The 22,378-nt window shown below is 72.8% G+C and carries 23 protein-coding genes; 17 read left to right on the plus strand and 6 right to left on the minus strand.

From position 1 onward, the window contains the following. The first annotated feature begins 111 nt into the window (after nt 1–111). The 5 genes from OG774_RS20915 to OG774_RS20935 all read left to right on the plus strand — a co-directional run bounded on the left by OG774_RS20915 (nt 112) and on the right by OG774_RS20935 (nt 4,454). Nucleotides 112–450, plus strand: a complete 339-nt coding sequence (locus tag OG774_RS20915; RefSeq protein ID WP_274189005.1) for a DUF3024 domain-containing protein — start codon at nt 112–114, stop codon at nt 448–450. Continuing rightward, nucleotides 447–1,064 carry an NUDIX hydrolase gene (locus tag OG774_RS20920; protein WP_328303957.1) on the plus strand — a complete coding sequence of 206 codons (618 nt, stop codon included), beginning with the start codon at nt 447–449 and terminating at the stop codon, nt 1,062–1,064. Before OG774_RS20915 ends, OG774_RS20920 begins: the two co-directional genes overlap by 4 nt. Before the next feature lie 108 nt (nt 1,065–1,172). Next, nucleotides 1,173–2,729: an asparagine synthase (glutamine-hydrolyzing) gene (gene asnB / locus OG774_RS20925; protein ID WP_328303959.1), complete on the plus strand. Its 1,557-nt coding sequence runs from the start codon at nt 1,173–1,175 to the stop codon at nt 2,727–2,729. A gap of 85 nt (nt 2,730–2,814) precedes the next feature. After that, nucleotides 2,815–3,645, plus strand: a complete 831-nt coding sequence (locus OG774_RS20930; RefSeq protein WP_328303961.1) for an aldo/keto reductase — start codon at nt 2,815–2,817, stop codon at nt 3,643–3,645. A 179-nt stretch (nt 3,646–3,824) separates the two neighbouring features. Then, entirely contained in the window at nt 3,825–4,454 is a 630-nt protein-coding gene (locus OG774_RS20935; RefSeq protein ID WP_328303963.1) for a TenA family protein, read from the plus strand. Here OG774_RS20935 and OG774_RS20940 read toward each other — a convergent pair. Then, complete coding sequence (locus OG774_RS20940) at nt 4,451–4,834, minus strand: HNH endonuclease (RefSeq protein ID WP_328303965.1); 384 nt, start codon at nt 4,832–4,834, stop codon at nt 4,451–4,453. The genes OG774_RS20935 and OG774_RS20940 overlap by 4 nt on opposite strands. Before the next feature lie 129 nt (nt 4,835–4,963). Between OG774_RS20940 and OG774_RS20945 the strand changes: the two genes are divergently transcribed. The 3 genes from OG774_RS20945 (at nt 4,964) to OG774_RS20955 (ending at nt 8,290) form a co-directional block, all read left to right on the plus strand. Further along, nucleotides 4,964–5,998, plus strand: coding sequence for an alpha/beta fold hydrolase (locus tag OG774_RS20945; protein ID WP_328303967.1), 1,035 nt, complete (start codon nt 4,964–4,966; stop codon nt 5,996–5,998). A gap of 97 nt (nt 5,999–6,095) precedes the next feature. Next, on the plus strand, nt 6,096–6,569 hold the full coding sequence (locus tag OG774_RS20950) for a hypothetical protein (protein ID WP_328303969.1): 474 nt from the start codon (nt 6,096–6,098) through the stop codon (nt 6,567–6,569). 62 nt (nt 6,570–6,631) lie between these two features. Further along, on the plus strand, nt 6,632–8,290 hold the full coding sequence (locus OG774_RS20955) for a glycoside hydrolase family 13 protein (protein ID WP_328303971.1): 1,659 nt from the start codon (nt 6,632–6,634) through the stop codon (nt 8,288–8,290). Between the two features lie 10 nt (nt 8,291–8,300). Here the strand turns inward: OG774_RS20955 and OG774_RS20960 are convergent, their stop codons facing one another. Together OG774_RS20960 and OG774_RS20965 are read right to left on the minus strand one after the other, a co-directional pair. Then, the gene (locus tag OG774_RS20960) at nt 8,301–9,599 is read right to left on the minus strand and encodes a DUF4032 domain-containing protein (protein WP_328303974.1); all 1,299 of its coding nucleotides are present in this window, start codon (nt 9,597–9,599) and stop codon (nt 8,301–8,303) included. Continuing rightward, nucleotides 9,596–10,633, minus strand: coding sequence for a LacI family DNA-binding transcriptional regulator (locus OG774_RS20965; RefSeq protein ID WP_328303976.1), 1,038 nt, complete (start codon nt 10,631–10,633; stop codon nt 9,596–9,598). Before OG774_RS20965 ends, OG774_RS20960 begins: the two co-directional genes overlap by 4 nt. Before the next feature lie 227 nt (nt 10,634–10,860). Here OG774_RS20965 and OG774_RS20970 point away from each other — a divergent pair, with 227 nt between their 5' ends. The 5 genes from OG774_RS20970 (at nt 10,861) to OG774_RS20990 (ending at nt 15,758) form a co-directional block, all read left to right on the plus strand. After that, nucleotides 10,861–12,132: an extracellular solute-binding protein gene (locus tag OG774_RS20970; RefSeq protein ID WP_328303978.1), complete on the plus strand. Its 1,272-nt coding sequence runs from the start codon at nt 10,861–10,863 to the stop codon at nt 12,130–12,132. Between the two features lie 100 nt (nt 12,133–12,232). Next, entirely contained in the window at nt 12,233–13,171 is a 939-nt protein-coding gene (locus tag OG774_RS20975) for a carbohydrate ABC transporter permease (protein ID WP_328303980.1), read from the plus strand. A 3-nt stretch (nt 13,172–13,174) separates the two neighbouring features. Next, complete coding sequence (locus OG774_RS20980) at nt 13,175–14,008, plus strand: carbohydrate ABC transporter permease (protein WP_328303982.1); 834 nt, start codon at nt 13,175–13,177, stop codon at nt 14,006–14,008. Between the two features lie 2 nt (nt 14,009–14,010). Then, nucleotides 14,011–15,243, plus strand: coding sequence for an ABC transporter ATP-binding protein (locus tag OG774_RS20985; RefSeq protein WP_328303984.1), 1,233 nt, complete (start codon nt 14,011–14,013; stop codon nt 15,241–15,243). Between the two features lie 62 nt (nt 15,244–15,305). Then, nucleotides 15,306–15,758, plus strand: a complete 453-nt coding sequence (locus OG774_RS20990; protein ID WP_328303986.1) for a hypothetical protein — start codon at nt 15,306–15,308, stop codon at nt 15,756–15,758. Between the two features lie 15 nt (nt 15,759–15,773). Here OG774_RS20990 and OG774_RS20995 read toward each other — a convergent pair whose 3' ends face one another. Further along, entirely contained in the window at nt 15,774–16,745 is a 972-nt protein-coding gene (locus OG774_RS20995) for a hypothetical protein (protein WP_328303988.1), read from the minus strand. Beyond that, nucleotides 16,742–18,094 (minus strand): sodium:proton exchanger, encoded by a 1,353-nt coding sequence (locus OG774_RS21000; RefSeq protein WP_328303990.1) that lies wholly within the window; start codon nt 18,092–18,094, stop codon nt 16,742–16,744. The genes OG774_RS20995 and OG774_RS21000 overlap by 4 nt, the downstream gene beginning before the upstream one ends. Before the next feature lie 220 nt (nt 18,095–18,314). On the opposite strand from OG774_RS21000, the gene OG774_RS21005 reads away from it, so the two are divergent. From OG774_RS21005 to OG774_RS21015, 3 genes are all read left to right on the plus strand, one after another. Further along, complete coding sequence (locus OG774_RS21005) at nt 18,315–19,181, plus strand: mechanosensitive ion channel family protein (protein WP_328303992.1); 867 nt, start codon at nt 18,315–18,317, stop codon at nt 19,179–19,181. Nucleotides 19,182–19,397: 216 nt separating this feature from the next. Then, nucleotides 19,398–20,156: a serine hydrolase gene (locus tag OG774_RS21010; protein ID WP_328303994.1), complete on the plus strand. Its 759-nt coding sequence runs from the start codon at nt 19,398–19,400 to the stop codon at nt 20,154–20,156. 16 nt (nt 20,157–20,172) lie between these two features. Next, nucleotides 20,173–20,985 (plus strand): serine hydrolase domain-containing protein, encoded by an 813-nt coding sequence (locus OG774_RS21015; protein ID WP_328303996.1) that lies wholly within the window; start codon nt 20,173–20,175, stop codon nt 20,983–20,985. Between the two features lie 60 nt (nt 20,986–21,045). Here OG774_RS21015 and OG774_RS21020 read toward each other — a convergent pair whose 3' ends face one another. Next, nucleotides 21,046–21,777, minus strand: a complete 732-nt coding sequence (locus tag OG774_RS21020; RefSeq protein WP_328303999.1) for a YaaA family protein — start codon at nt 21,775–21,777, stop codon at nt 21,046–21,048. A 68-nt stretch (nt 21,778–21,845) separates the two neighbouring features. Between OG774_RS21020 and OG774_RS21025 the strand changes: the two genes are divergently transcribed. Continuing rightward, entirely contained in the window at nt 21,846–22,376 is a 531-nt protein-coding gene (locus OG774_RS21025; protein WP_328304001.1) for a MarR family winged helix-turn-helix transcriptional regulator, read from the plus strand. Nucleotides 22,377–22,378: the final 2 nt, after the last annotated feature.

Raw genomic sequence — 22,378 nt, forward strand, 5'->3', positions numbered from 1 at the left:
CGCCCGTCCGGCGTGGACCGGGTGGTCGTCGGGCTCCGGCTGTCGGCTGTGGGCTGATCGGTGGTGCGGGGCACTCCCGGGCGCCGGGGCGGGCGTGTCACAGTGACGCCCGTGGAGGTCCCCGACGAACACCGCGCACTCGTGCGGCAGTGGTGCGCCCGTCGCGTCCCCGAGGCGCAGCGCGACTCGCTGCGCATCTCGTACACCGAGCGCGCCGGCCGGATCACGATCTCGGTCCGGCGCGCGCCGGTGTTCCCCGAGCTGGGCACCAACTGGACCACCGAACCCCTCGCCCAGCTGCGCCTGGTGCCCGACGAGGACCGCTGGATCCTGCTCTGGCCGGACTCCAGCGGACGCTGGCACCGCTACCCGGACGAGACGAAGGCCGGCTCGCCCGCGCCGTTGCTCGACATCATCGACGCCGATCCGACCGGCATCTTCTGGGGATGACACCTCCCTCCGCGGCCGAGGTGGCCGCGCGGGTCCGCGGCCACGACCGTGACGACCGGCGCGTCGCCGAGCGCCCCGACCTGCGCCGGGCGGCCGTCGCCGTCGTCGTCCTCGACGACCCGGAGCGCGGGCCGGGGGTGCTGCTGACGAGGCGCACCTCGAAGCTGCGCGACCACCCGGGTCAGTTCGCGCTGCCCGGCGGCTCGGTCGACCCCGGCGAGGACACGGTCACCGCAGCGCTCCGCGAGCTGGACGAGGAGCTCGGGCTCACCCTCGGTCCCGACGCGGTCCTCGGGATGCTCGACGACTACCCGACCCGCTCCGGCTTCGTGATCACCCCGGTGGTGATGGCCGGGCCCGGCGCGGTCGCCGACCTCGTGCCCTCGCCCGACGAGGTCTCCGAGCTCTTCCACATCACGTTCGACGAGCTCGACGTCGAGCCGCGCTACCTGGCGATCGAGGAGTCGCCGCGGCCCGTGGTGCAGATGCCACTCGTCGGTCACTACATCCACGCCCCCACCGGCGCCGTGCTGCTGCAGTTCCGCGAGGTCGCGCTGCACGGGCGGACCACGCGGGTCGACGGGCTCGAGCAGCCGGTGTTCGCCTGGCGCTGACGGGCCTTGACCGTTAAGGCCACGTGACGCGTGCCCCGATACGGCGCGTGGCGGCGTAGATCGTGGTTGTCTGGACAACGACCCCGATACGAGGATGCGTGAGCACACGTGTGCGGAATCGTCGCTGCCTACGGTTCGATCGATGCCGAGAAATGCGAGCGGATGCTCGCTCGAATCCACCACCGAGGGCCTGACGACACCGGCCGGATCCAGTTGGAGAACGCGTGGCTGGGCCACCAGCGTCTGTCGATCATGGATGTGACGGGCGGCAAGCAGCCGATCGCCGATGACACGGACTCGGCGTACGTGGTCGGCAACGGCGAGATCTACAACCACGAGGACATCCGGGACGTGCTCTCGGAGGTCCGCTTCGCCACCGACTCGGACACGGAGTCGGCGTTCCGGCTGGTGCTGCGCGACGGCTCGGCGGCGCTGCACGAGGTGCGCGGGATGTTCGCGCTGGCCATGGCCCACACCGACGGGCGCGGCGCGGTGGCGCGCGACCCGATCGGGATCAAGCCGCTGTACTGGGCGCGCCTGGGCGGGACGACGATCTTCGCCAGTGAGCTGCGCGCGTTCGACCCGGAGGACCAGCCGTATGTGGAGGCGTTCCCGCCCGGACACGTGTGGACCCCGGGCATCGCCGGCCACGACGTCGCCGAGGGCGCGATGGTCCGGTTCGCCGACGCGGTGCCGGTCGAGGTCCGCCCGGCGCGGCTCGCGCCGGACAAGCAGTGGACCGAGGAGGACCTCGGGCACATCCGCGACGTGCTCTCGGACTCGATCCGCCGTCACATGATGAGCGACGTGCCGGTGGGGGTGTTCCTCTCCGGCGGTCTGGACTCCGCGATCGTCGCGGCGATCGCGGCGAAGGTCGCGCAGGAGAAGGGCGAGCGTTTGCCGACCTTCGCCGTGGGCACCGAGGGTTCGGCCGACCTGCTGGCGGCCCGCGCGGTGGCCGAGTACCTGGGCACCGAGCACCACGAGATCGTCCCGACCCCCGAGGACCTCGAGGAGGCCCTCGACGAGGCGGTCACGGTGATCGAGCACTTCGACCCGGCGCTGGTGCGTTCCGCGGTGCCCAACCTGCTGCTGGCCCGCGAGGCCGTGCGCCACGTCAAGGTGGTGCTCACCGGCGAGGGCGCCGACGAGCTGTTCGCCGGCTACGAGTACGTGCACAGCGACGAGTTCTCCACCCCGGACACCCTGCAGGCCGAGCTGGTGCGCTCCATCGAGAGCCTCCACGAGCTCAACCTGCAGCGCTGCGACCGCGCCACGATGAACTACGGGCTCGAGGCGCGGGTGCCGTTCCTCGACGCCACGGTGATGCGCGAGATGCTCGCGCTGCCCGCGGAGTGGAAGCTCAAGATCCACGAGCGGACCGAGAAGCAGCTGCTGCGCGAGGCGTTCGACGGGATGGTGCCCTACGACATCATCTGGCGCGGCAAGGAGCAGTTCGGTGACGGTTCCGGCGCCGGTGACGTGCTCGCCAAGCTCGTGGAGAAGGAGAAGGCCAAGGAGGACGCGCAGGACGCGGAGGCGCCGACGGTCGAGCACGGCTGGGAGCTGCGCAGCGACGAGGAGATCGCCTACTACCGGACCTGGCACCGCTCGTTCGCCGGCGTCCGCCCGAACGCCACCCTCGGCGCCTTCGCCACGGCGTAGCCGGTGGGCGGTCGTCGGTGTCCGGGCGCCGACGACCGCTCACACCGCTGGTTGAGGACCGGACGGTCCCGGGTAATCGACCCGCATGAGTGACGTCCCCGGTATCGAACTGAACAACGGCACGACCATCCCGCAGCTGGGGTTCGGCGTGTTCCAGATCGACCCGTCGGACACCGCGGAGACGGTGATGGCGGCGCTGGACGCCGGCTACCGCCACATCGACACCGCGCAGATGTACGGCAACGAGGCCGAGGTCGGCGAGGCCGTCGCCAAGTCCGACATCCCGCGTGACCAGCTGTGGATCACGACGAAGTGCAACAACTCGAACCACGGCTACGAGGACTCGCAGAAGGCGCTCGACGAGAGCCTGCGCGTGATGGGGCTCGACCACGTCGACCTCTACCTCATCCATTGGCCGCTGCCGGGCAAGGACCTCTACGTCGACACGTGGAAGGGCCTGGAGCAGGCGAAGGCCGACGGGAAGACGCGCACGATCGGCGTCTCGAACTTCCAGCCGCACCACCTCGACCGGATCCTCTCCGAGACCGAGACGGTGCCCGCGATCAACCAGATCGAGCTGCACCCGCACATGCAGCAGGCGGGCCTGCGCTCGTACCACGAGCGCCACGGCATCCGCACCGAGGCGTGGAGCCCGATCGGCCAGGGCAAGGGCCTGCTCGACGCCCCCGAGTTCGCCGACATCGCGCAGGCGCACGGCAAGTCCCCCGCGCAGGTGGTGCTCCGCTGGCACATCCAGCTCGGCAACATCATCTTCCCGAAGTCGGTGACCCCGGAGCGCATCCGCGAGAACTTCGCGATCTTCGACTTCGAGCTCTCCGACGACGAGATGAACACGATCAACAGCATGGAGAAGGCGGAGCGCCTGGGTCCCGACCCCGACGAGTTCGCCCGCTGAGCACCCCCGGGCTGTGCGTGGCCTCCCGCGCGCGCCCGGATGCCCCGCGGCCCGGTCATCGGCGACGCCCCGCTCGCCGGTGCCCGGGCCGCGCCATATGGGTGGGGGCCGGTGCAAGCCCTGCGTCCACGCTGGCACTCAACGCCAGGAAAGCCGCATCCTCGAGACCGGAGTGAGGCGTGAGCTTCTCCGAGAACCTGCGCGCCGCGACGTCGACCACCTGGAACGCCGCGACCGGCCACCGGTTCGTCGGCGAGCTCTGGGCGGGCACCGTCGACGACGCCGTCCTCGCGCGCTATCTCGCCCAGGACGCCCTGTTCCTCGACCGGTTCGTCGCCCTGCTCGGCGCCGCCGTGGCCTCCGCGGACAGCACGGAGGCCCGCCTGGCCATCGCCCGCCAGCTCGGGCTCGTCGCCTCGGACGAGGACGACTACTTCGCGCGCGCCCTCGGACGCCTCGGGGTCACGACGCCGGTGGAGCCGCTCCCGCCCACGCAGGGCTTCCTCGACCTCATGGACGGCGCCCGCCGGTCGGGTGACTACGGCGTCGCGCTGACCGTCCTGCTCGTCGCCGAGTGGCTCTACCTCGACTGGGCCGCCCGCCCCGACGCCGCGCCGCCCGACTGGCTGCACCGCGAGTGGATCGACCTGCACCGCGGGTCCGGGTTCACGGCCTGGGTCGGCCTCCTGCGCGCCGAGACCGACCGCGTCGCGGCCACCGCCGACGCCCGCGAACGCATGGGCGAGGTCTTCCGGCGCACCGTCGACCTGGAGCTCGCCTTCTTCGACGCCGCCTACGGGGACCGCTAGGCCGCCGAGGGCCAGCGCTTGCGCAGCCGGCGCAGCTGCGCGTCGAGGTGCGGTCTCGCGCGGCGCTGACCACCCCGCTCGGCGATGGCGTCGGCCAGCGACACGAGCACCCGCTCCAGGCGGACGGGGTCGGGCGACCAGCCGCGTCGCTCGCACTCCTCGAGCCACTCCACCGCCCCGCGGTGCCCGCGCTCGCCGTTGCAGCGGCGGCAGGCGGCGACCTCGTTCTCCAGCCACGACGGCCCGCCCTTGACCTTGGGCACGACGTGGTCGGTGGTGGCGGCGACGGTGCCGGTCAGGCGGCGCGCACACCAGAGGCACGTGTCGCCGTCGCGCTCGCGCGCGGCGCACAGACGTTCCCGTCGCCCCGGCTGCCGCATCGCCTTCCATGCTGCCACCGGGCCGCGGAGATTGCGGTCTCGTGACGATCACGCCCGGCGGCGACGGCACGGCCCGCCGGCGTGCTCCGATGCGCGTCGGGGGTCACCGTCGACCGAGAGGGCCCACGCATGCCGCCACCCACCGACGCCGAGCACTTCCCGCTCGGCGACGTCGTCCTCCAGCACGGCATGACGCTCCCGGACGCCCGGCTGGCCTACCGGAGCTACGGCACGCTCAACGCCGACCGGTCGAACGCGATCGTCTACCCGACCTGGTTCTCCGGGTGGCACACCGACAACGAATGGCTCATCGGGCCGGGCATGGCGCTCGATCCCGCCGAGTGGTTCATCATCGTCCCGAACATGCTCGGCAACGGGCTGTCGAGCTCGCCGAGCAACCAGCCGATGCCCCACGACCGCGCGCGCTTCCCGTTCGTCACGTTCCACGACCAGGTCGCCGCGCAGCACCGTCTCGTCACCGAGCACTTCGGGATCGAGACCCTCGCGCTGGTCACCGGCTGGTCGATGGGCGCGGGCCAGACCTACCAGTGGGCGGTGAGCCACCCCGAGATGGTCCAGCGGGCCGTCCCGTTCTGCGGGTCGAGCGTCACCGCGGACCACAACAAGGTCTTCCTCTACTCGCTCGGCGAGGCGATGCGCACGGACGCCGCCTTCGCCGACGGGTGGTACGCGCCGGACGCGCCGCCCCTGCGCGGGCTCCGCGCGTTCGCCCGCATCTACGCCGGCTGGGGCTTCTCGCAGGCGTTCTACTGGCAGGAGGAGTGGCGCCGGCTCGGGTTCGTCTCGCTCGAGGACTTCCTCGTCGGCTTCTGGGAGGGCTTCTGGCTCGACGGACGCGACCCGAACAACCTGCTCACGATGCTGTGGACGTGGGAGCACGGCGACGTCGGGCAGACCCCCGGCTTCGACGGCGACACGGTGGCGGCGCTGAGCTCCATCCGTTGTCCGCTGCTCGCGATGCCGGCGGAGAAGGACCTCTACTTCCCGCCCGAGGACGAGGTCTGGGCCTCGCAGCACATCCCGCAGGGTGACGTCCGCGTCATCCCGGGCGTGTGGGGCCATTTCGCGGGCGGCGGGCAGAACCCGGACGACACCGCGTTCATCGACGCCGCGCTCCGGGAGATGCTCGAGCGTCCGGTGTAGGCCTGGTCCGGATGCGAGCGGGGACGGGCAGGTGCCACCGGGGTGGGTGCCGTCGGGGGAGTGTCGATCCGGTTGTGCACGCCTAACGTCGGGCGCGATGACCACCAACGGCACCACCCCCGGTCCCCGTCAGATGAGCAACCAGGTCCTGGGCGAGGCCGCCAAGCGCATGCTCCCCGTGCTCGCCGGCCGCGTCCTGGCCGCCGTGGTCGACCGCGCCGTCGAGAAGGTCGACGGGCTGGCCGACCGTCTCGGCGAGAGCACGGGCAGCGCGGGCGGCACGAAGGAGGCCGCCCCCGAGGGGCAGAGCAGCGCGGGCGCGGCGGTCGCGTTCGTGATGGAGCAGGCGCGCCTCTTCCTCGCGTTCGTCGTCCGTCTCGCCGCGCAGGCGCTGGAGATGCTGCGCCGGGCCACCGAGACGCTGCGCGCCCACCGCGCTCCCGAGGGCATCGACGAGGCCCCGGCGCCGGAGGAGATCACCGCGCCGGAGGACCTCGAGGACGAGTACGACGAGTTCGAGGACGAGTACGAGGACGACGAGATCGAGGAGCGCGCCACGGTCCGCGCCTGAGGCCGGGCTCATCGGGCATCGTGGGAGGGGCCGTCCCCCCACGATCGACCCGGGAGCCGTCTGTGCCCGACACGCCCTGGTGGCGCGACGCCGTCATCTACCAGGTCTACATCCGCAGCTTCGCCGACGCGGACGGCGACGGGATCGGTGACATCGCGGGCATCCGCGAGAGGCTGCCGTACCTCGCCGACCTCGGCGTCGACGCGCTGTGGATCAATCCCTGGTACGCCTCGCCGCAGGCCGACGCCGGCTACGACGTCGCCGACTACCGGGCGATCGACCCGGCCTACGGCAGCGTGGCGGACGCCGAGAAGCTGATCGTCGACGCCCACGAGCACGGGCTGCGGCTGATCCCCGACATCGTCCCGAACCACACGTCCGACCAGCACGTGTGGTTCCGGGCCGCGCTCGCCGACGAGCCCGGTGCGCGCGACCGCTACGTCTTCCGGCCGGGGTCGGGCCCCGACGGCGCCGAGCCGCCCAACAACTGGCGCTCGCACTTCGGAGGGTCGGCGTGGACGCGCGTACCGGATCCGGACGGGACGGCTGGCTCCTGGTACCTCCACCTGTTCGACCCCGGGCAGCCCGACCTGAACTGGGCGCACCCGGACGTCGCCGCCGAGTTCGAGGCGGTCCTGCGGTTCTGGTTCGACCGGGGCGTCGACGGGTTCCGCATCGACGTCGCGCACGGGCTGGTCAAGGACGCGGGGCTGCCCGACCTCGGCGACGCCGACGACATGCTCGGGCGCAGCTACGCCCCGGGCGGGCACCCGTTCGTGGACCGTGACGGGGTGCTGGAGATCTACGAGTCGTGGCGGCGGGTGGCCGACGCCTACCCCGGCGACCGCATGTTCGTCGCCGAGGCCTGGACGCCCGCGCCGGAGCGGCTCGCCCGGTACGTGGCGCCGGGCCGGCTGCACACCGCGTTCAACTTCGACTACCTCGTCGCGCCCTGGGACCCGACGGCGCTGCGCGAGGCCATCGACGTCACCACCGGCCACCTGCGCGGGGTCGGCGCGTCGGCCACCTGGGTGCTGTCGAACCACGACGTCGTCCGCCACCCGAGCCGCTACGGGCGGCCCGCCCGCGAGCCGGAGAACGTCCCGACGTCTGCGGTGCCGCCGGCTTCGGACGACGCCCCCGACCTCGTGCTGGGCACCCGGCGCGCCCGCGCGGCCCTGCTGCTCGAGGCCGCGCTGCCGGGCGGGATGTACGTCTACCAGGGCGAGGAGCTGGGCCTGCCCGAGGTCGAGGACATTCCTGACGAGAAACGTCAGGATCCGACCTGGGAGCGCTCCGGGCACACGGTCCGCGGCCGCGACGGCGCCCGGGTGCCGCTCCCGTGGTCGGACCAGGAGGGTGCGTCGGCAGGCTTCAGCCCGGACGGGGCGGCCGAGCCGTGGCTGCCGCAGCCCGAGGGGTGGGCGCGCTACGCCGCGTCGCGCCAGCAGGGCGACCCCGACTCGGTGCTCGAGCTCTACCGCACAGTCCTCGACCGTCGGCGCGCGCACCCGGCGCTGGGCGACGGCGACCTGACCTGGGTCTCGGCCCCCGGCGACGCGGTGCTGCACCTGCGCCGCGAGCAGGGCTTCGCCTGCGTGGTCAACCTGTCCGACGCACCGGTCGACCTGCCCGCCCACGACGAGGTGCTGCTCACCAGCGTTCCCCTCGAGGACGGGCGGCTCGGCCCCGACGCCGCGGTGTGGCTCGCCGTGCCCTGATCACCGGTACTCACCAGTCGGGGGGCACCGGCGGGACGGCCGGGTCGGGGGCGACGATCGGGATGTCGGACGCGGTGTCGGCGACGAGCGCGCGGGCCGCGGAGTCCGTGGGCGCCCGCTCGGCCAGCGCCTCGAGCGCCCGTTCGGTGCCGACGTCCGCGCCGGCCTGCTCGGAGAGCAGCCAGCGGACCTCGAGCAGGTCGCAGTAGGCCTGCACCGCAGTCCCGACGTGGCGCACCGCGGCGTGCGCGCGCCGCATGCCGGGGGTGAGGACGTCGTGCAGCCAGCTCGCGATCGCCTCGCCCTCGGTGACGCGCCGGGACTGGTCGCGGCTGAGCGCGCGCTGGTGGGCCCGCAGGTCGCCCAGCAGGATGCGGGCCTGGCCCTCGCCGACCTCGAGCCCGGTCAGCTCCTTGAGGTACCGGGCGTGGTGGGTGCGGTCGCCGACGGCCATCCGCAGGCGCACGAGCCCGCCGCCGCCCTCCTCGGTGTCCCCGGACGGGGCCAGGTTCACCTCGTCGACGATGTAGCCGAGGTCGTTGAGCTCGCGCACCGTCCCCTCGACCCGGTAGCGGTCGCCGAAGGCGAACTGCGGCGTCGCGTGCAGCGCGTTCCACAACGCGTCGTAGCGCTCCGGGAGCGTCATCGCCTCCGCGATGAGCTCGTCCTCGATCTCGGGCGGACGGCCGAGGCTCGCCGCGAGGTCGACCATCCCGGACGCCACGTTCTCGACGAGGATCTCCAGGTCCTGCGCGCGCTGCCCGTCGGACAGCGACGGGTGCACCTCGCTGGTCTCGGCGTCGACGAGCCGGGCGGCGTAGAGCTGGCCGTCGCGGGTGAACAACGTGTTGGCGAGCGAGCAGTCGCCCCAGTAGACGCCGTGGCGGTGCAGCTCGACGAGCAGGCCGACCATGGCGTCGAAGAGGCGCGCGCGGTGCGCGGGCCGGTTCGGGGGCAGCCGCGCGATGAGGCGCCGGTACTGCCAGGACCCCACGAGGTAGCGGGTCAGCAGGATCGCGACGTCGTGGTCGGGCTGGGTGACGAGCCCGGCCGGGCGCACCGCCGGGAGGCACTCGACCTCGAGGTGGCGCAGCACGTCGAACTCGTGGCGCGCGATGCGCGGCGGCAGCTCCTTGAGGGCCCAGAGCGTCCCGTCGGCCTCGACGAACCGCACGAGGTGGCGGCTCGGTCCGACGGGGAGCTCGCGCAACGGCACCGTGGCCGCGTCCCACTCGCCGAGGGGCCGCTCCCACGGCAGGGCGAGCAGCTCCGGGGTCGGCGCCCGCAGACGCAGGTCCGGCGCGGTCACCGCGGGGCCGCCGGGGGCGAGGTGGTGCTGCGCAGCACCAGGCGGGTCGGCAGCGTCACGGCCTGCTGGTCCAGCTCGCCGCGCAGGGCGGCCTGCACGAGCTCGCCGGCCCGCCGGCCCTGCTCGCGGACCGGCTGCGCGACGGTCGTGAGGTCGGTGAGCGCGGCCAGCGGGTGGTCGTCGATCCCGATCACCGACAGGTCCTCGGGGACGCGCAGGCCCGCCCGGCGCAGCGTGCGCACCGCGCCGAGGGCGATCTCGTCGCTGTGGGCGAACACGGCGGTCGGCGGCGAGCGCAGGCCCAGCAGGCGGGCCATCCCGTCGGCGCCGCCCTCCCCGTCCGCGGGCACGGTGACGAGGAGGTCCCCGTCCGGCTCGACGCCCGCGTCGCGCAGCGCGGCCTCCCAGGCCGCGCGCCGGCCGTCGGGCCGCCCGGCGTCCTCCACGTCGATCATCCCGATCCTCCGGTGCCCGAGGTGCAGGAGGTGGTCCATGGCCTGGCGCCCGGCCGCGTGCTCGTCGACGGCGATCGACGGGTACGGCGCGACCCGCCCGCCCGCGGCGACCACGGCGACGTCGAGGGACGCGAGTCGGGCGTGCTCGGTCTCGTCCACCGGCGTGAGCACCACGACGGCGTCCACCTTGCGCCGTGCCGGCAGGCGGGCGAAGAACGCCGCGCGCTCCTCGGGCCCGCCGACGCGGAAGAGGACGAGGTCGAGGTCGGCGGCGCGCAGCTCGCCCTCGAGGCCCTCGAGCAGCTCACCGAAGAACCATCGCGACGGGTGCGGGACGAGGACGGCGACCCGGCCCGTCGGCCCGCCCGCGAGTCGGGTGGCCTCGGGGGAGGCGACGTAGTCCAGCTCCTCGGCGGCGGCGCGGACGCGTTCCCGGGTGGCCGCCGCGACGTGGGGTCCGTCGCCCAGGGCGCGCGACGCCGTCGCTGCCGAGACCCCGGCGTGGCGGGCCACGTCGTCGAGGGTCACGCGCGACGCAGAGCGCAGCGGCGCCTGCGCACCACCCGTGTCCCCGGTCACAGGGCGGAGCATGGCATGTGGCTGGAAGCGGTTCCAGACGCCAGCGGGGGCACTGCATCCGATGAGCGAGCACATTGCCCCAAACGTCACAGGGTCATCAGCCGGTCGCTCTGAGCGCTTGACTTGTGAGACCCGGGTCACCAGTCTCCCCCCGGAAGCGCTTCCATCGCCCGTGCTGGGGAGGGGATGACCGAATGGGCCACCCACGACGACGGCTGCGGTGGTCCATGACCGTCGTGGTCGCGGTCATGGCCGCTCTGGTGTCGGCCTGCAGCTCCGGCCCGGCCGGGCCGCCGGTGCTCACCTGGTACATCAACCCCGACGACGGGGGTCAGGCCGAGATCGCCGCGCGCTGCACCGCGGCCTCCGACGGGCGCTACACGATCACGACGTCGACCCTGCCCCGGCAGGCGTCCGAGCAGCGCCAGCAGCTCGTGCGCCGCCTCGCGGCCAACGACTCGTCGATCGACATCATGAGCATCGACCCGCCCTACGTGCCCGAGTTCGCGCAGGCCGGCTTCCTCGCGCCGATGCCGCCGGCCGCCGAGGCGGCCGCCCGCGAGGACCGGTTCCCCAGCTCGATCGAGGCCTCGACCTGGCAGGGCCGTCTCGTCGCCGTGCCGTTCTGGGCCAACACCCAGCTCCTCTGGTACCGCAAGTCCGCGGTCGCGGGGATGGGTCTGGACATGAGCAGGCCGGTGACCTGGGACCAGATCATCCAGGCCGCCTCGCGGGCCCAGACGCAGATCGCCGCGCAGGGCGTCCGGGGCGAGTCGCTGACGGTGTGGGTCAACGCCCTCGTCGAGTCCGGTGGCGGCTCGATCATCACGAACGTCGGCGAGGAGGACCCCGCGCTGGTCCAGCTCGGCCTCAACGCCCCGCCCGGCATCGAGGCCGCACGGATCCTGCGCGCGTTCGGCGACGCCGGGGTCGCACCGCCCGGCTTCCCGACGGCCGACGAGGACACCAACGCGGAGTCCTTCCAGTCCGGCTCGGCCGCGTTCATGGTCAACTACCCGTTCATCTGGGGGAAGGCGAAGTCCGCCGTCGAGGAGGGCACGCTGCAGCAGTCGGTGCCCGACGACTACGGATGGACGATCTACCCGCAGACCACGCCCGACCGGCCCAGCGCGCCGCCGCTCGGCGGCATCAACCTCGGGGTGGGCGCGTTCAGCGAACACCCGGACCTCGCCTACGAGGCGACGACGTGCATCTCCAGCCCGGCGAACTCGTCGTACTACTTCGTCTCGAACGGCAACCCGTCCTCGCGGCCCTCGGTGTTCGACGACCCGGAGGTCGTGGCCGAGTTCCCGATGGCCCCGTTCATCCGTGACTCCCTCGCCCTGGCCGAGCCGCGGCCCCAGACCCCGTACTACGCCGAGGTCTCCGGCGGCATCCAGCGGACCTTCCACCCGCCGGGCTCGGTGACGCCCGGCGCGACCAACGAGGCGGCGACGTCGCTCATCACCGCGGTGCTCAGGAAGGAGGCTCTGCTGTGATCCCCCGCAACGATCCCTATCGGCGTGCTCCCTTGCTGTCCGGTCGCTCCTGCGTCGCCACCGTGCTGCCGTCGGACGGGGGTGGCCTGTGAGTACGACGATGGACCGACCCACCAGCGCCGTCGATCCCACCGCCGGCAACCGCAACGACAAGTCGCGGGCCGAGCGCCGGCTCGGCTGGTACCTCGCAGGCCCCGCCTTCGCAGTGATGCTGCTGGTCACGGCGTACCCGATCGTCCAGGCGATCTACGACTCGCTGTTCGACTACCGCCTCACCGACCCTCAGAACTCGTCGTTCGTCGGCCTGGGCAACTACGGCGTCATCCTCACCGACTCGGTCTGGTGGACCTCGTTCGGCGTCACCGCCTTCATCACCGTCGTCACGGTGGCGGTCGAGCTGGTCCTGGGCTTCGGGCTCGCGCTGGTGATGCTCAACGCGCTGCGGGGGCTGCGGCCGGTCCTGCGCACGGTCATCCTCATCCCGTACGCGGTGATCACCGTGGTCTCCGCGTTCGCCTGGCAGTTCGCGTTCAGCGTCGACTCCGGGTTCGTGAACTCCTGGTTCTCGTGGATCCCGGGGGTCTCGGCGACCACCGACTGGTTCGGCACGCAGGGCCTCTCGCTGTTCGTGATCTGCCTGGCCGAGATCTGGAAGACCACGCCGTTCATCTCGCTGCTGCTCCTCGCGGGCCTGGCCCAGGTGCCCGACGTGCTCCAGGAGGCGGCCAAGGTCGACGGCGCGACGGCGTGGCAGCGGCTGCGGCGGGTGACGCTGCCGAACATGAAGGCGGCGATCATGGTCGCCGTCCTGTTCCGCACCCTGGACGCGTTCCGCGTCTTCGACTCGGTGTTCGTCATGACGGCGGGTGCCAACAGCACGGAGACCGTCTCGTTCCTGGCCTACCGGCAGACGATCGAGCGCGTCGAGATCGGGCTGGGGTCGGCGGTGTCGGTGCTGTTGTTCCTGTCGGTGGTGCTGATCAGCGCGCTGTTCATCAAGGGCTTCAAGGTCGACCTGTCCCAGGCGCGAGGGGAGTAGACGGTGTCCACCCGCGAGAAGGTCGGCTGGGGAATCGGCGGCCTGATCATCATCATCTACTGCCTCTTCCCGGTGGCGTGGATCGTGTCGCTGTCGTTCAAGTCCTCGGACGACATCGCCAACGGGCAGTTCCTGCCCACCGCGTTCTCCGGCGCGAACTACGAGCAGATCCTCGTCGGCGACGCGGCCGGGCTCTTCCTGCCGGCGCTGGTGAACTCGTTCGGCATCTGCCTGATCGCCACGTTCATCTCGTGCCTGCTGTCGATGTTCGCGGCCTACGCGATCGCGCGCCTCGACTTCCCGGGCAAGAAGATCATCCTGTCGACGGCGCTGGCCGTCGCCATCTTCCCTGTGATCTCGATCGTCACGCCGCTGTTCAACCTGTGGCGCCAGATCGGGCTCTACAACACCTGGCCGGGCCTCATCATCCCGTACCTGTCGCTGACGCTGCCGATCTCGATCTGGACGCTGTCGGCCTTCTTCCGCGAGATCCCGTGGGAGATGGAGCAGGCCGCCCAGGTCGACGGGGCCACGCCGTGGCAGGCGTTCCGCAAGGTGATCGTCCCGCTCGCCGCGCCCGGCGTGTTCACCACGGCGATCATCGCGTTCTTCCTGGCCTGGAACGACTTCGTCTACGGCATCTCGCTGACCTCCACCGAGGCGGCGAGACCGGTGCCCGCGGCCCTCGGTCTGTTCTCCGGTGCCTCGCAGTTCGAGTCCCCGAACGGACCCATCGCCGCCGCGGCGGTCATCGTGACGATCCCGGTGATCGTCCTCGTCCTCCTCTTCCAGCGACGTATCGTCGCCGGTCTGACCAACGGCGCCGTGAAGGGATAACCATGGCCTCGATCGAGATGAGCCACATCGTCAAGAAGTACGGCGACGGCTTCCCCGCCGTGAACGACGTGAGCCTCGACATCGCCGACGGCGAGTTCATGATCCTGGTCGGGCCGTCGGGCTGCGGGAAGTCGACGCTGCTGCGGATGATCGTGGGGCTCGAGGACATCACCTCGGGCGACATGGTCATCGCCGGGAACCGGGTCAACGACAGGGCGCCGCGCGACCGGAACCTGTCGATGGTGTTCCAGAACTACGCGCTCTACCCGCACCTGACCGTCTACGAGAACATCGCGTTCCCGCTGCGTCTGGCGAAGGTGTCGGACGACGAGGTCCGCAAGCGGGTCGACGAGGCCGCCGACGTCCTCGAGCTGCGCGAGCACCTCGAGCGCAAGCCGGCGAACCTCTCGGGTGGTCAGCGCCAGCGCGTGGCCATGGGTCGGGCGATCGTCCGCGCCGCCGACGCGTTCCTCTTCGACGAGCCGCTGTCGAACCTCGACGCGAAGCTCCGCGGCCAGATGCGCACCGAGATCGCGCGCCTGCAGCGCAGGCTCGGCATCACGACGGTCTACGTCACCCACGACCAGACCGAGGCCATGACGCTCGGCGACCGTGTGTGCGTGCTGCGCAAGGGCGTCATCCAGCAGGTGGCGTCGCCGCGCGAGCTCTACGAGCAGCCCGTCAACCTCTTCGTCGCCGGGTTCATCGGCTCGCCGCCCATGAACTTCCTGCCCGCGTCGGTGTCGGGGAACGCGCTGCAGACCCCGTTCGGCGAGATCGAGCTGGACGAGGAGCGGGCGACGAAGGTCAGCGGCCACGACCTGCTGCTGGTCGGCATCCGCCCCGAGTACTTCGAGGACGCGAGCCTCGTCGACGAGGCCAAGAAGCCGCGCGGGACGACGTTCAACGCCCGGGTGGACGTCACCGAGTGGCTCGGCGACGCCCAGTACGCCTACATCCCGTACGAGGCGCCGGCGGACGTCACCGAGCAGCTCAAGAAGCTCTCCCGCGAGCTCGACTCCGACCAGCTGCGCACCCAGGCCGTCGTATCGATCGACTCCACCAGCCGCATCCGTGAGGGCCGCGAGGCGGAGTTCTGGCTCGACACCCGCAAGGTGCACGTCTTCGACCCCAAGACGGGGGAGAACCTCACCCGCGACGCCGAGGCCGGCCGCAGGCTGACCGACGAGGCCGCCGAGGACCGGATCGAGCAGGTGGAGCGGGCGCGCGCGTGAGCCGTGCCCACCGATCGTGTCCCTGGAGGTAACTCCGGGGGCCGGTCTCGCGATGCGTCGTCATGACGGAGATCCGTTCGTGGGCCGTGGCGGCGCTCGCCGTCGCGACGTTGGCCGTCGGCCTCGGTGCCGGCACCCAGATCGTGCGAACGAGCGAGGCGCCGGTCGCACCCGTGGTGGCGGTGGCGCCCGCCGCCGTGCCGACCACGACGGACGCGGCCCCGCCGCCGACGACCCCGCGCGCGGTGGCACCACCGCCCACGACGACCACCACGACCACCACGACCACCACGGCCACGTCCCCGCGGTCGTCGACGTCCCGGCCCACCACGACCCGGAGCACCCGGACGTCGCGCACCACCGTGACGGCGCCTCGGGAGACCGCCGACGACGAGGGGCCGGTGGTGTCCGGACCGTCCGCGGCCCGGGCCTACCGGCAGTGCGTGCGGGCGACGAACTCTCCCGGGCCGACGGTGTGCCGGGCGCTCGTCGACGCCGGTGTGCGCGGCGAGTGATCCCGTGCACGCAGCTCAGAGGCGGTGCCAGGCCTGGGCGAGCTGCGAGGCGATCGGTGTGACGACGCGGCGGTCGTTCCAGTAGTACGGGTGGGCCAGGGGCGTCCAGCCGAGCCACCACGGCCCGACACCGACCCGCCGGTCCTCGCGCACTGCGCGCGCCCAGGCGTCGCTGAGCGGGCGCAGCGGTGAGGCGATGACGTCGTCGGGGTCGTAGACGTTGACCCACTCGCCGCGCTGGTCCGGGTGGTGCTCGGGGAACTCCGGGTGCGGCACCGTCAGCGGGACGCCGAACTCCGGGTGGCGCTGCGCCCACAGGGCCAGCGGGCTGCCGAGTGTGTAGAACCAGCCGAACGTCTCGCCCCGCTCGATCGGGGTGTCGTCGAGGGCCGCCCGGGCGCCGGGGGACAGCGGGGTCCCGTGCGCCACGCCCTGCAGGTCGTAGAGGAAGTCGCTGGCGACGACGCTGCCGAGGCTGTGCCCGAGCACCGCCAGCGGGGCGTCGTCGCCGGCCTTGAGGGCGAGCTCGTGCAGGCTGCGGGCCAGCACGGCCTGGACCTGCTCGTAGTGCCCCGTCCCGTCGGTGCCCGAGCGGTAGGCCACGGCGTCGCCCAGGTAGTGCACGATCAGCCAGCGCAGGGTGGGGAAGTGCGCGTTCTCGAGCCCGGGCAGCCAGCGCAGGCCCGCCGTGGACGCCGCCGCCAGCAGCGCGGGGGTCGAGCCCTGGCTCGCCCGCGCGGCGAGCGCGTCGAGCATGTTCAGCAGCCACGTCGCCCCGGGACCGCTGAGGCGCTCGCTGAGCTGCTCCTGCCCCGATTCGAACACCGGCGCCCAGAACGCGGGCTCGATGACCAGCGCCTCGTCGGCGGAGACGCCCGCGATGCGGGTGAACTCGGAGCGCAGGAGCTCGGTCGCCCGGGCGGCGTACTGCTCGCCCGCGCTCTCGACGCCGTGTACGAGCATCACGGCCAGTCTGCGGTCGCTCACTTCGCCTCGGTCAGGTCGGAGTACGGGGTGCGCAGGCCGTCGCGGACCAGGCTCACCAGGGCCTGGCGGTGCCGGACGAACAGCACGATCGCGGCGATCAGGTAGACGACGGAGAGCACCAGCAGCTCGAGCTCCTGCAGGGGCGGGGGCAGGGTCGCGGCGAGGACGAACTGGGCGGCGAAGAGCCCGAGCAGGCTCAGCGCGCCGACCACGGTGATCGACAGCGTCACCAGCAGCGCCACGGCGAAGAGCGACTGCGCCGCGGTGATCAGCAGCTCCTCGCGCTGCATCGCGTCGATGGGCAGGCCGTTGAACGAGCCGGCCGACAGGGCGAACACCACCGGAAGCGTGCCGACGAGCAGCGACCACTGGTTGACCTTCGACGACACCAGCGTGGCCAGCGCGTCGGTGGTCTTGAGACGCCAGGCGTAGAGCCCGGCGACGAGCAGCTCGGGCGCCTCGGACGCCAGCGGGGCGAGCCACTGGACGAGGAAGAACTGGCTGATGCCCAGCTCGGTGCCGGTCTCGACGAGCGACTCGGCGAAGGGCTCGGCGCACAGCAGGATGATCACGGCGGCGACGACGAAGAGCCCGATGTAGCCGGTTCGGCGCTTCGGGGCGTCCATCCGACCGACCCAGGCGGACGGGCCGATGAGGTCGGGGTCCTCGGCGGGCGCCTTCGACACCCGGATGCTGTAGAGCACGAAGATCCCGACGAGGACGACGGTGTCGACGAGCGTGATGCTCTCGCGCAGCGGCAGGGTCAGCGAGTAGAGCGTCGCGATGAGCAGGAACACCAGCGGCACGGAGTCGGTGCGCTCCAGCGTCACCTTCGTCGGGCGGCCCGGCTCGTGCGACGTGCCGGCGCGGCCGTCCTGCCCAGCGTCGGCGCCCCCTCGGCGCAGCCGGAACGCGGCGAGCAGCACGACGAGCGCCCACCCGACGCCGACGAGGATCCGGTTGGCCCCTGTCATGTTGGCCAGCGCCAGGCCACAGGGCGACTGCTCCGTCGAGCCCGGCGGCAGACACGTCGGGCCGTACTGGGCGTACGCCTCGCCGCCCTGGATGGTGAACACGAAGTCGACGGCGTACTCGGGCAGCACCGCGACGAGCGCGAGCAGCGCGATCGCGAGACCCGCCGAGATGTCGACCTGCGCGGCCTCCGCGGCCCAGGACAGCAGGAAGGCCGCCCCGATGATCGCCAGGCCGTAGAGCAGGGCGTCGACCGGCGGGGACAGCGAGAGGCCCGCGACGTGCAGGACCAGCCCGGGTACGGCGGCCACCACGGCGGCGGCGACCAGGAAGGGGGATCGGTCGCGGCGGGTCGTGCCCGCGCTACTGGTCGCCATGTCCGGTTCTCTACCCCGCTCCCGGCTCCGACACCCGTTCGACGCGCCCGTTCGTGCGGGGCCCGCGTGTGACGAAGGGTGCCGGACGCCCCGATCGGCCGGACACGCGCGTGTGCCCAGGTGGTTTGCGACCTACCGGATCGTCCGGCACGGTGCGGTGCCGGCATCTCCAGACCAGCGCTCCCCGCTGCTCAGCTCCCCGCTCCCCGAGGTGGTCGCCGTGCCGTTCGCCCCTGCCCTCACCGTCGACGGTCTCGTCCATGTCAGCGTCACCGTCGCGCTCATCGTGCTCGTCGCCGTGGTCCTGCGCTTCGTCGTCAACCGCGTCATCGGGCACGTCGCCGCCGGAGCCGGCGTGCCCGGGATGCTCAGCCTGCTGCGACGGCGGCGCGGCGTCAGCGACGCCGACCGCATCGAGGCCTTCGGGTCCGCCCGACGGGCCCAGCGCGCCCGCACCGTCGGCTCCGTGATCCGGAACGCCGCGACGATCCTGATCTTCGGGACCGCGTCCATGATGGTGCTGAGCCAGTTCGGTGTGAACCTCGCGCCGGTGCTCGCCTCCGCGGGCGTGCTCGGGCTGGCCATCGGCTTCGGGGCCCAGAACCTGGTCAAGGACTTCCTGTCCGGGATCTTCATGCTGCTCGAGGACCAGTACGGCGTCGGCGACCACGTCGACCTCGGTGACGCGGTCGGCACCATCGAGCGCGTCGGCCTGCGCACGACGACGGTGCGCGACGTCGCCGGCATGGTCTGGTATGTGCGCAACGGCACGATCGAGCGCGTCGGCAACGGCTCGCAGGACCACGCCGTCGCCGTCGTCGACGTGCCGCTGGCCCTCGACACCGACATCACCCGCGCCGCGGCGACCGCCGAGCAGGCGGCCACCGCCGGGATCGACGAGTACGGCCACGGACCGGACGTGCTCCGGAAGCCCCAGGTGCTCGGGGTCGAGTCGCTGTCGTCGTCGGGCATGACGCTGCGGCTCACCGCGATGACCAAGCCCGGGCGCCAGTGGGCGGTCCAGCGGTCCATGACCGAGCACGTCGTCGCCGCCCTGCGCGCCGACGACGTCGTCCTGGCGGCGTGACGGTCATGTGACGTCGGCGGCTCCGGCCGGGTGTCGACGCGCGGATCTCACACGATCGGGCGGAGGATCATCGGTGTGATCGCCGGCCGCAGACGTCGTTTCGCCGCGTCCGTGCTCGTGGTCACGGCTCTCGTGGCCGGCTGCTCGACCGCCGGACCGCGGCCGACCACCCCGGCGTCGGTGCCTGGGCCGGTGGTGGCGACGCCACCACCCAGGGTGGCGCCCCAGACCCCGGCCCCGACGCCGTCGCTGGCCCGGGCGGCCGTCGACGCCACCGCCTCCGCCGGGCAGGAACGCGAGGACGTCACGCTCGGCGTGGCCGTGCTCGACCGCAGCACGGGCCAGACGACCACGAACGACCAGGGCGACACCCAGCTGCGCGCGGCGTCGGTGGCCAAGCTGTTCACGATCGCGGACATCCTGTCGCGGCGGGAGACGGGCCAGGTGACCACCACCGCCGCCGACGACGAGCGCATCCGGCGCGCCCTGAGCCTCAGCGACGACGAGGCGATGAACGGCCTGTGGTCGCGCTTCGGGGGCGAGGAGGGCGTCACGCGCATCGCCGCGCGGCTGGGCCTCACGCAGACCCGGCCGCCCGCGCGCGTGGGGCAGTGGGGCGAGGTCGAGACGTCGGCGCGGGACGTCGCCACGGTCTACGGCTTCGTCCTCACGCGACTGAGCCCCGCCGACCGGGACGTCGTGCTCTCGGGCCTGGAGGGGGCGCAGGACACCGCCGCGGACGGGTTCGACCAGGCGTTCGGCCTGCTGGACCCGGACCGCCGCGGGGCCGCGGCGGCCAAGCAGGGCTGGCTGTGCTGCCTGCAGTCGAGCATCGACCTGCACTCGACGGGCCTGCCCGACGTCGACGGCCGCTACGTCGTCGTGCTGATGTCCAACCAGCCGCGGGGCTACGACGCCGGCAAGTCGCTGCTCGACGACGCCGCGGGCGCGGTCCGGGACGCGCTCGCCGGCTGACCCTAGGCTCGCGCGGGTGCAGAGCCTCGCCCTGATCGACGAGTGGCCCGTCGAGCACGCCGCCGCCGGCGTGGTGACCACAGACGGCACGGTGCGCGGTACCCGCGGTGACGGCGCCCGGCGCTTCCCGCTGGCGTCCGTGACCAAGCCGCTGGTGGCCTACGGGGCGCTGGTGGCGGTCGAGGAGGAGGCGATCGCCCTCGACCAGCCCGCCGGGCCCGAGGGCTCGACGGTGCGCCACCTGCTCGCCCACACCTCGGGGCTGGCGTTCGGCGAGCACCGCTCGGTGGCCGAGGTCGGCGCGCGGCGGCTGTACTCGTCGGCGGGCTTCGAGGTCCTCGCCTCGACGATCGAGGAGGCGACCGGCATCGGCTTCGCCGACTACCTGCACGAGGCGGTGCTCGAGCCGCTCGGGATGTCGTCGACGACCCTCGACGGCTCGCCGGGCCACGGCGCGACCTCGACGCTGGACGACATGCTCCGCCTCGCCGCCGAGCTCCAGGCGCCGACCCTGCTCCACCCGTCGACGCTGGCCGAGGCGACGTCGGTGCAGTTCCCCGGGCTCAACGGCACGATCCCGGGCTTCGGGCACCAGAAGCCCAACGACTGGGGTCTGGGGTTCGAGCTGCGCGACGGCAAGTCCCCGCACTGGACGGGGGCGTCGAACTCCCCGCGCACCTTCGGCCACTTCGGCCAGTCCGGCACGTTCCTGTGGGTGGACCCGGACGCCGGCGCGGCCGCCGTGGCCCTGACCGACCGCGACTTCGGCGACTGGGCCAAGTCCGCCTGGCCGCCCTTCTCGGACGCGGTGCTGGCCGACCTGCACTGAGTGCAAGCCCTGCGTCCACGCTTGCACCCAACGCCAGGAAAGCCCCGTCGATCACACGACTCAGCGGGGGACGACGAGCACCAGGGCGTGGTCGCCGGCCTGCTCGACGCGCAGGCCCGCGTCGCGCAGGAGCGCGAGGACCCCGCCGGCGTCCTTCGGGCGCCGCCGGGAGGACGCCAGGAGCCGGGCGGCGCGGCCCTTGTGCGACTTGTTCGCGTGGCTGACCACCGTGCGCGAGCCGTCCGCCGCCTCGCTGTGCACGTCGAGGGTCACCGCGCCCCGGGCCGGGCCGAGCGCGGCGTAGGGACCCGAGCGCAGGTCGACGACCAGGTCGTCGGCGTCGGCGAGCAGGGGCATCAGCTCGGGGCGCCACAGCGTCCGCAACCCGTCACGACCCGGCAGCGCGCTCCCGCCCGAGAGCCGGTAGGCGGGGATCGGGTCGGTGCCACCGACCAGCCCGAACAGCGCCGAGCAGACGAGCAGGCGACGCCGGGCGGCCGGGGTCAGCGACGCCGGATCCAGCGCGTCGTACAGCACCCCGGTGTAGCGCCGCAGCGCCGGCGCCGTCGGCGCGGTCCACAGGGCGGCGTTGCGGGCGATCTCATCGTCCTGGCGCTCGGAGATGTCCAGCGCCGCCCGCGAGGCCGGCAGGTCGGCGGCCAGCGCCACGACCTCGTCGACCAGCACCTTGCGCGTCGGGTTCAGCGACGGGAACGAGAGCGCGTCAAGGTCGAGCGGGCGCCCGCGCCCACCGGGCGCCTTGGTCTCCGACGGCGGCAGGACGACGAGCACGCCGGGCACGGTAGTCGGCGTCGTAGGGACGCGCGGCGGGCGCTTGCAACATATGCAGAGTGCATCAGATGTGGTACGCATACGATATGGACCGGCTCGACCAGCTCCTGGGCGTCACCGCCCTCGGGGTCCTGGACCGGTTGCGTGCCGCGGTGGGCGACGACTCCGGGGTCAGCGAGGCCGAGGCGGGCACGCTGGTGCACATCCAGGCGTGGCCGGGCGGGTCGGTGGGCGAGCTGGCCGGCATCGTGGGGCGCTCCCAGCCGGCCGCGGTGCGCCTGGTCGACCGGCTCGTGGAGCGCGGCCTCGTCCGTCGCGGGCCCGGGGCGGATCGCCGCACGGCGGCCCTCGTGCTCACGGACGAGGGTTCGCGCCTGGCCGGCGCCGTCCTCGCCGCACGCGCCCGAGCGCTGGCACCTCTGCTCGTAGACCTGTCCGGACCGGAGCGCGCCGCGCTCGAGCAGCTGCTGAGCCGTGTGGCGGCGGGCCTGGCAACCGATCGGGCCGACGCGGTCCGTGCGTGCCGGCTCTGCGATCGGGACGCCTGCTACTCAGGACCCTCGTGCCCGCTCCAGCACACCACGGGGTCGTTCCGTTAACC

It is taken from the genome of Actinomycetospora sp. NBC_00405, assembly GCF_036044095.1.
Classification (GTDB): Bacteria; Actinomycetota; Actinomycetes; order Mycobacteriales; family Pseudonocardiaceae; genus Actinomycetospora; species Actinomycetospora callitridis.

What these genes read in the sequence shown, in the direction of transcription:
- OG774_RS20970 (WP_328303978.1), top strand. Translation starts at nt 10,861, where the DNA reads ATGACCGTCGTGGTCGCGGTCATGGCCGCTCTGGTGTCGGCCTGCAGC.
- OG774_RS20940 (WP_328303965.1), bottom strand. Translation starts at nt 4,834, where the DNA reads ATGCGGCAGCCGGGGCGACGGGAACGTCTGTGCGCCGCGCGCGAGCGC.
- OG774_RS21025 (WP_328304001.1), top strand. Translation starts at nt 21,846, where the DNA reads ATGTGGTACGCATACGATATGGACCGGCTCGACCAGCTCCTGGGCGTC.
- OG774_RS21000 (WP_328303990.1), bottom strand. Translation starts at nt 18,094, where the DNA reads ATGGCGACCAGTAGCGCGGGCACGACCCGCCGCGACCGATCCCCCTTC.
- OG774_RS20920 (WP_328303957.1), top strand. Translation starts at nt 447, where the DNA reads ATGACACCTCCCTCCGCGGCCGAGGTGGCCGCGCGGGTCCGCGGCCAC.
- OG774_RS20990 (WP_328303986.1), top strand. Translation starts at nt 15,306, where the DNA reads ATGACGGAGATCCGTTCGTGGGCCGTGGCGGCGCTCGCCGTCGCGACG.
- OG774_RS20945 (WP_328303967.1), top strand. Translation starts at nt 4,964, where the DNA reads ATGCCGCCACCCACCGACGCCGAGCACTTCCCGCTCGGCGACGTCGTC.
- OG774_RS20930 (WP_328303961.1), top strand. Translation starts at nt 2,815, where the DNA reads ATGAGTGACGTCCCCGGTATCGAACTGAACAACGGCACGACCATCCCG.
- OG774_RS20975 (WP_328303980.1), top strand. Translation starts at nt 12,233, where the DNA reads ATGGACCGACCCACCAGCGCCGTCGATCCCACCGCCGGCAACCGCAAC.
- OG774_RS20950 (WP_328303969.1), top strand. Translation starts at nt 6,096, where the DNA reads ATGACCACCAACGGCACCACCCCCGGTCCCCGTCAGATGAGCAACCAG.
- OG774_RS20985 (WP_328303984.1), top strand. Translation starts at nt 14,011, where the DNA reads ATGGCCTCGATCGAGATGAGCCACATCGTCAAGAAGTACGGCGACGGC.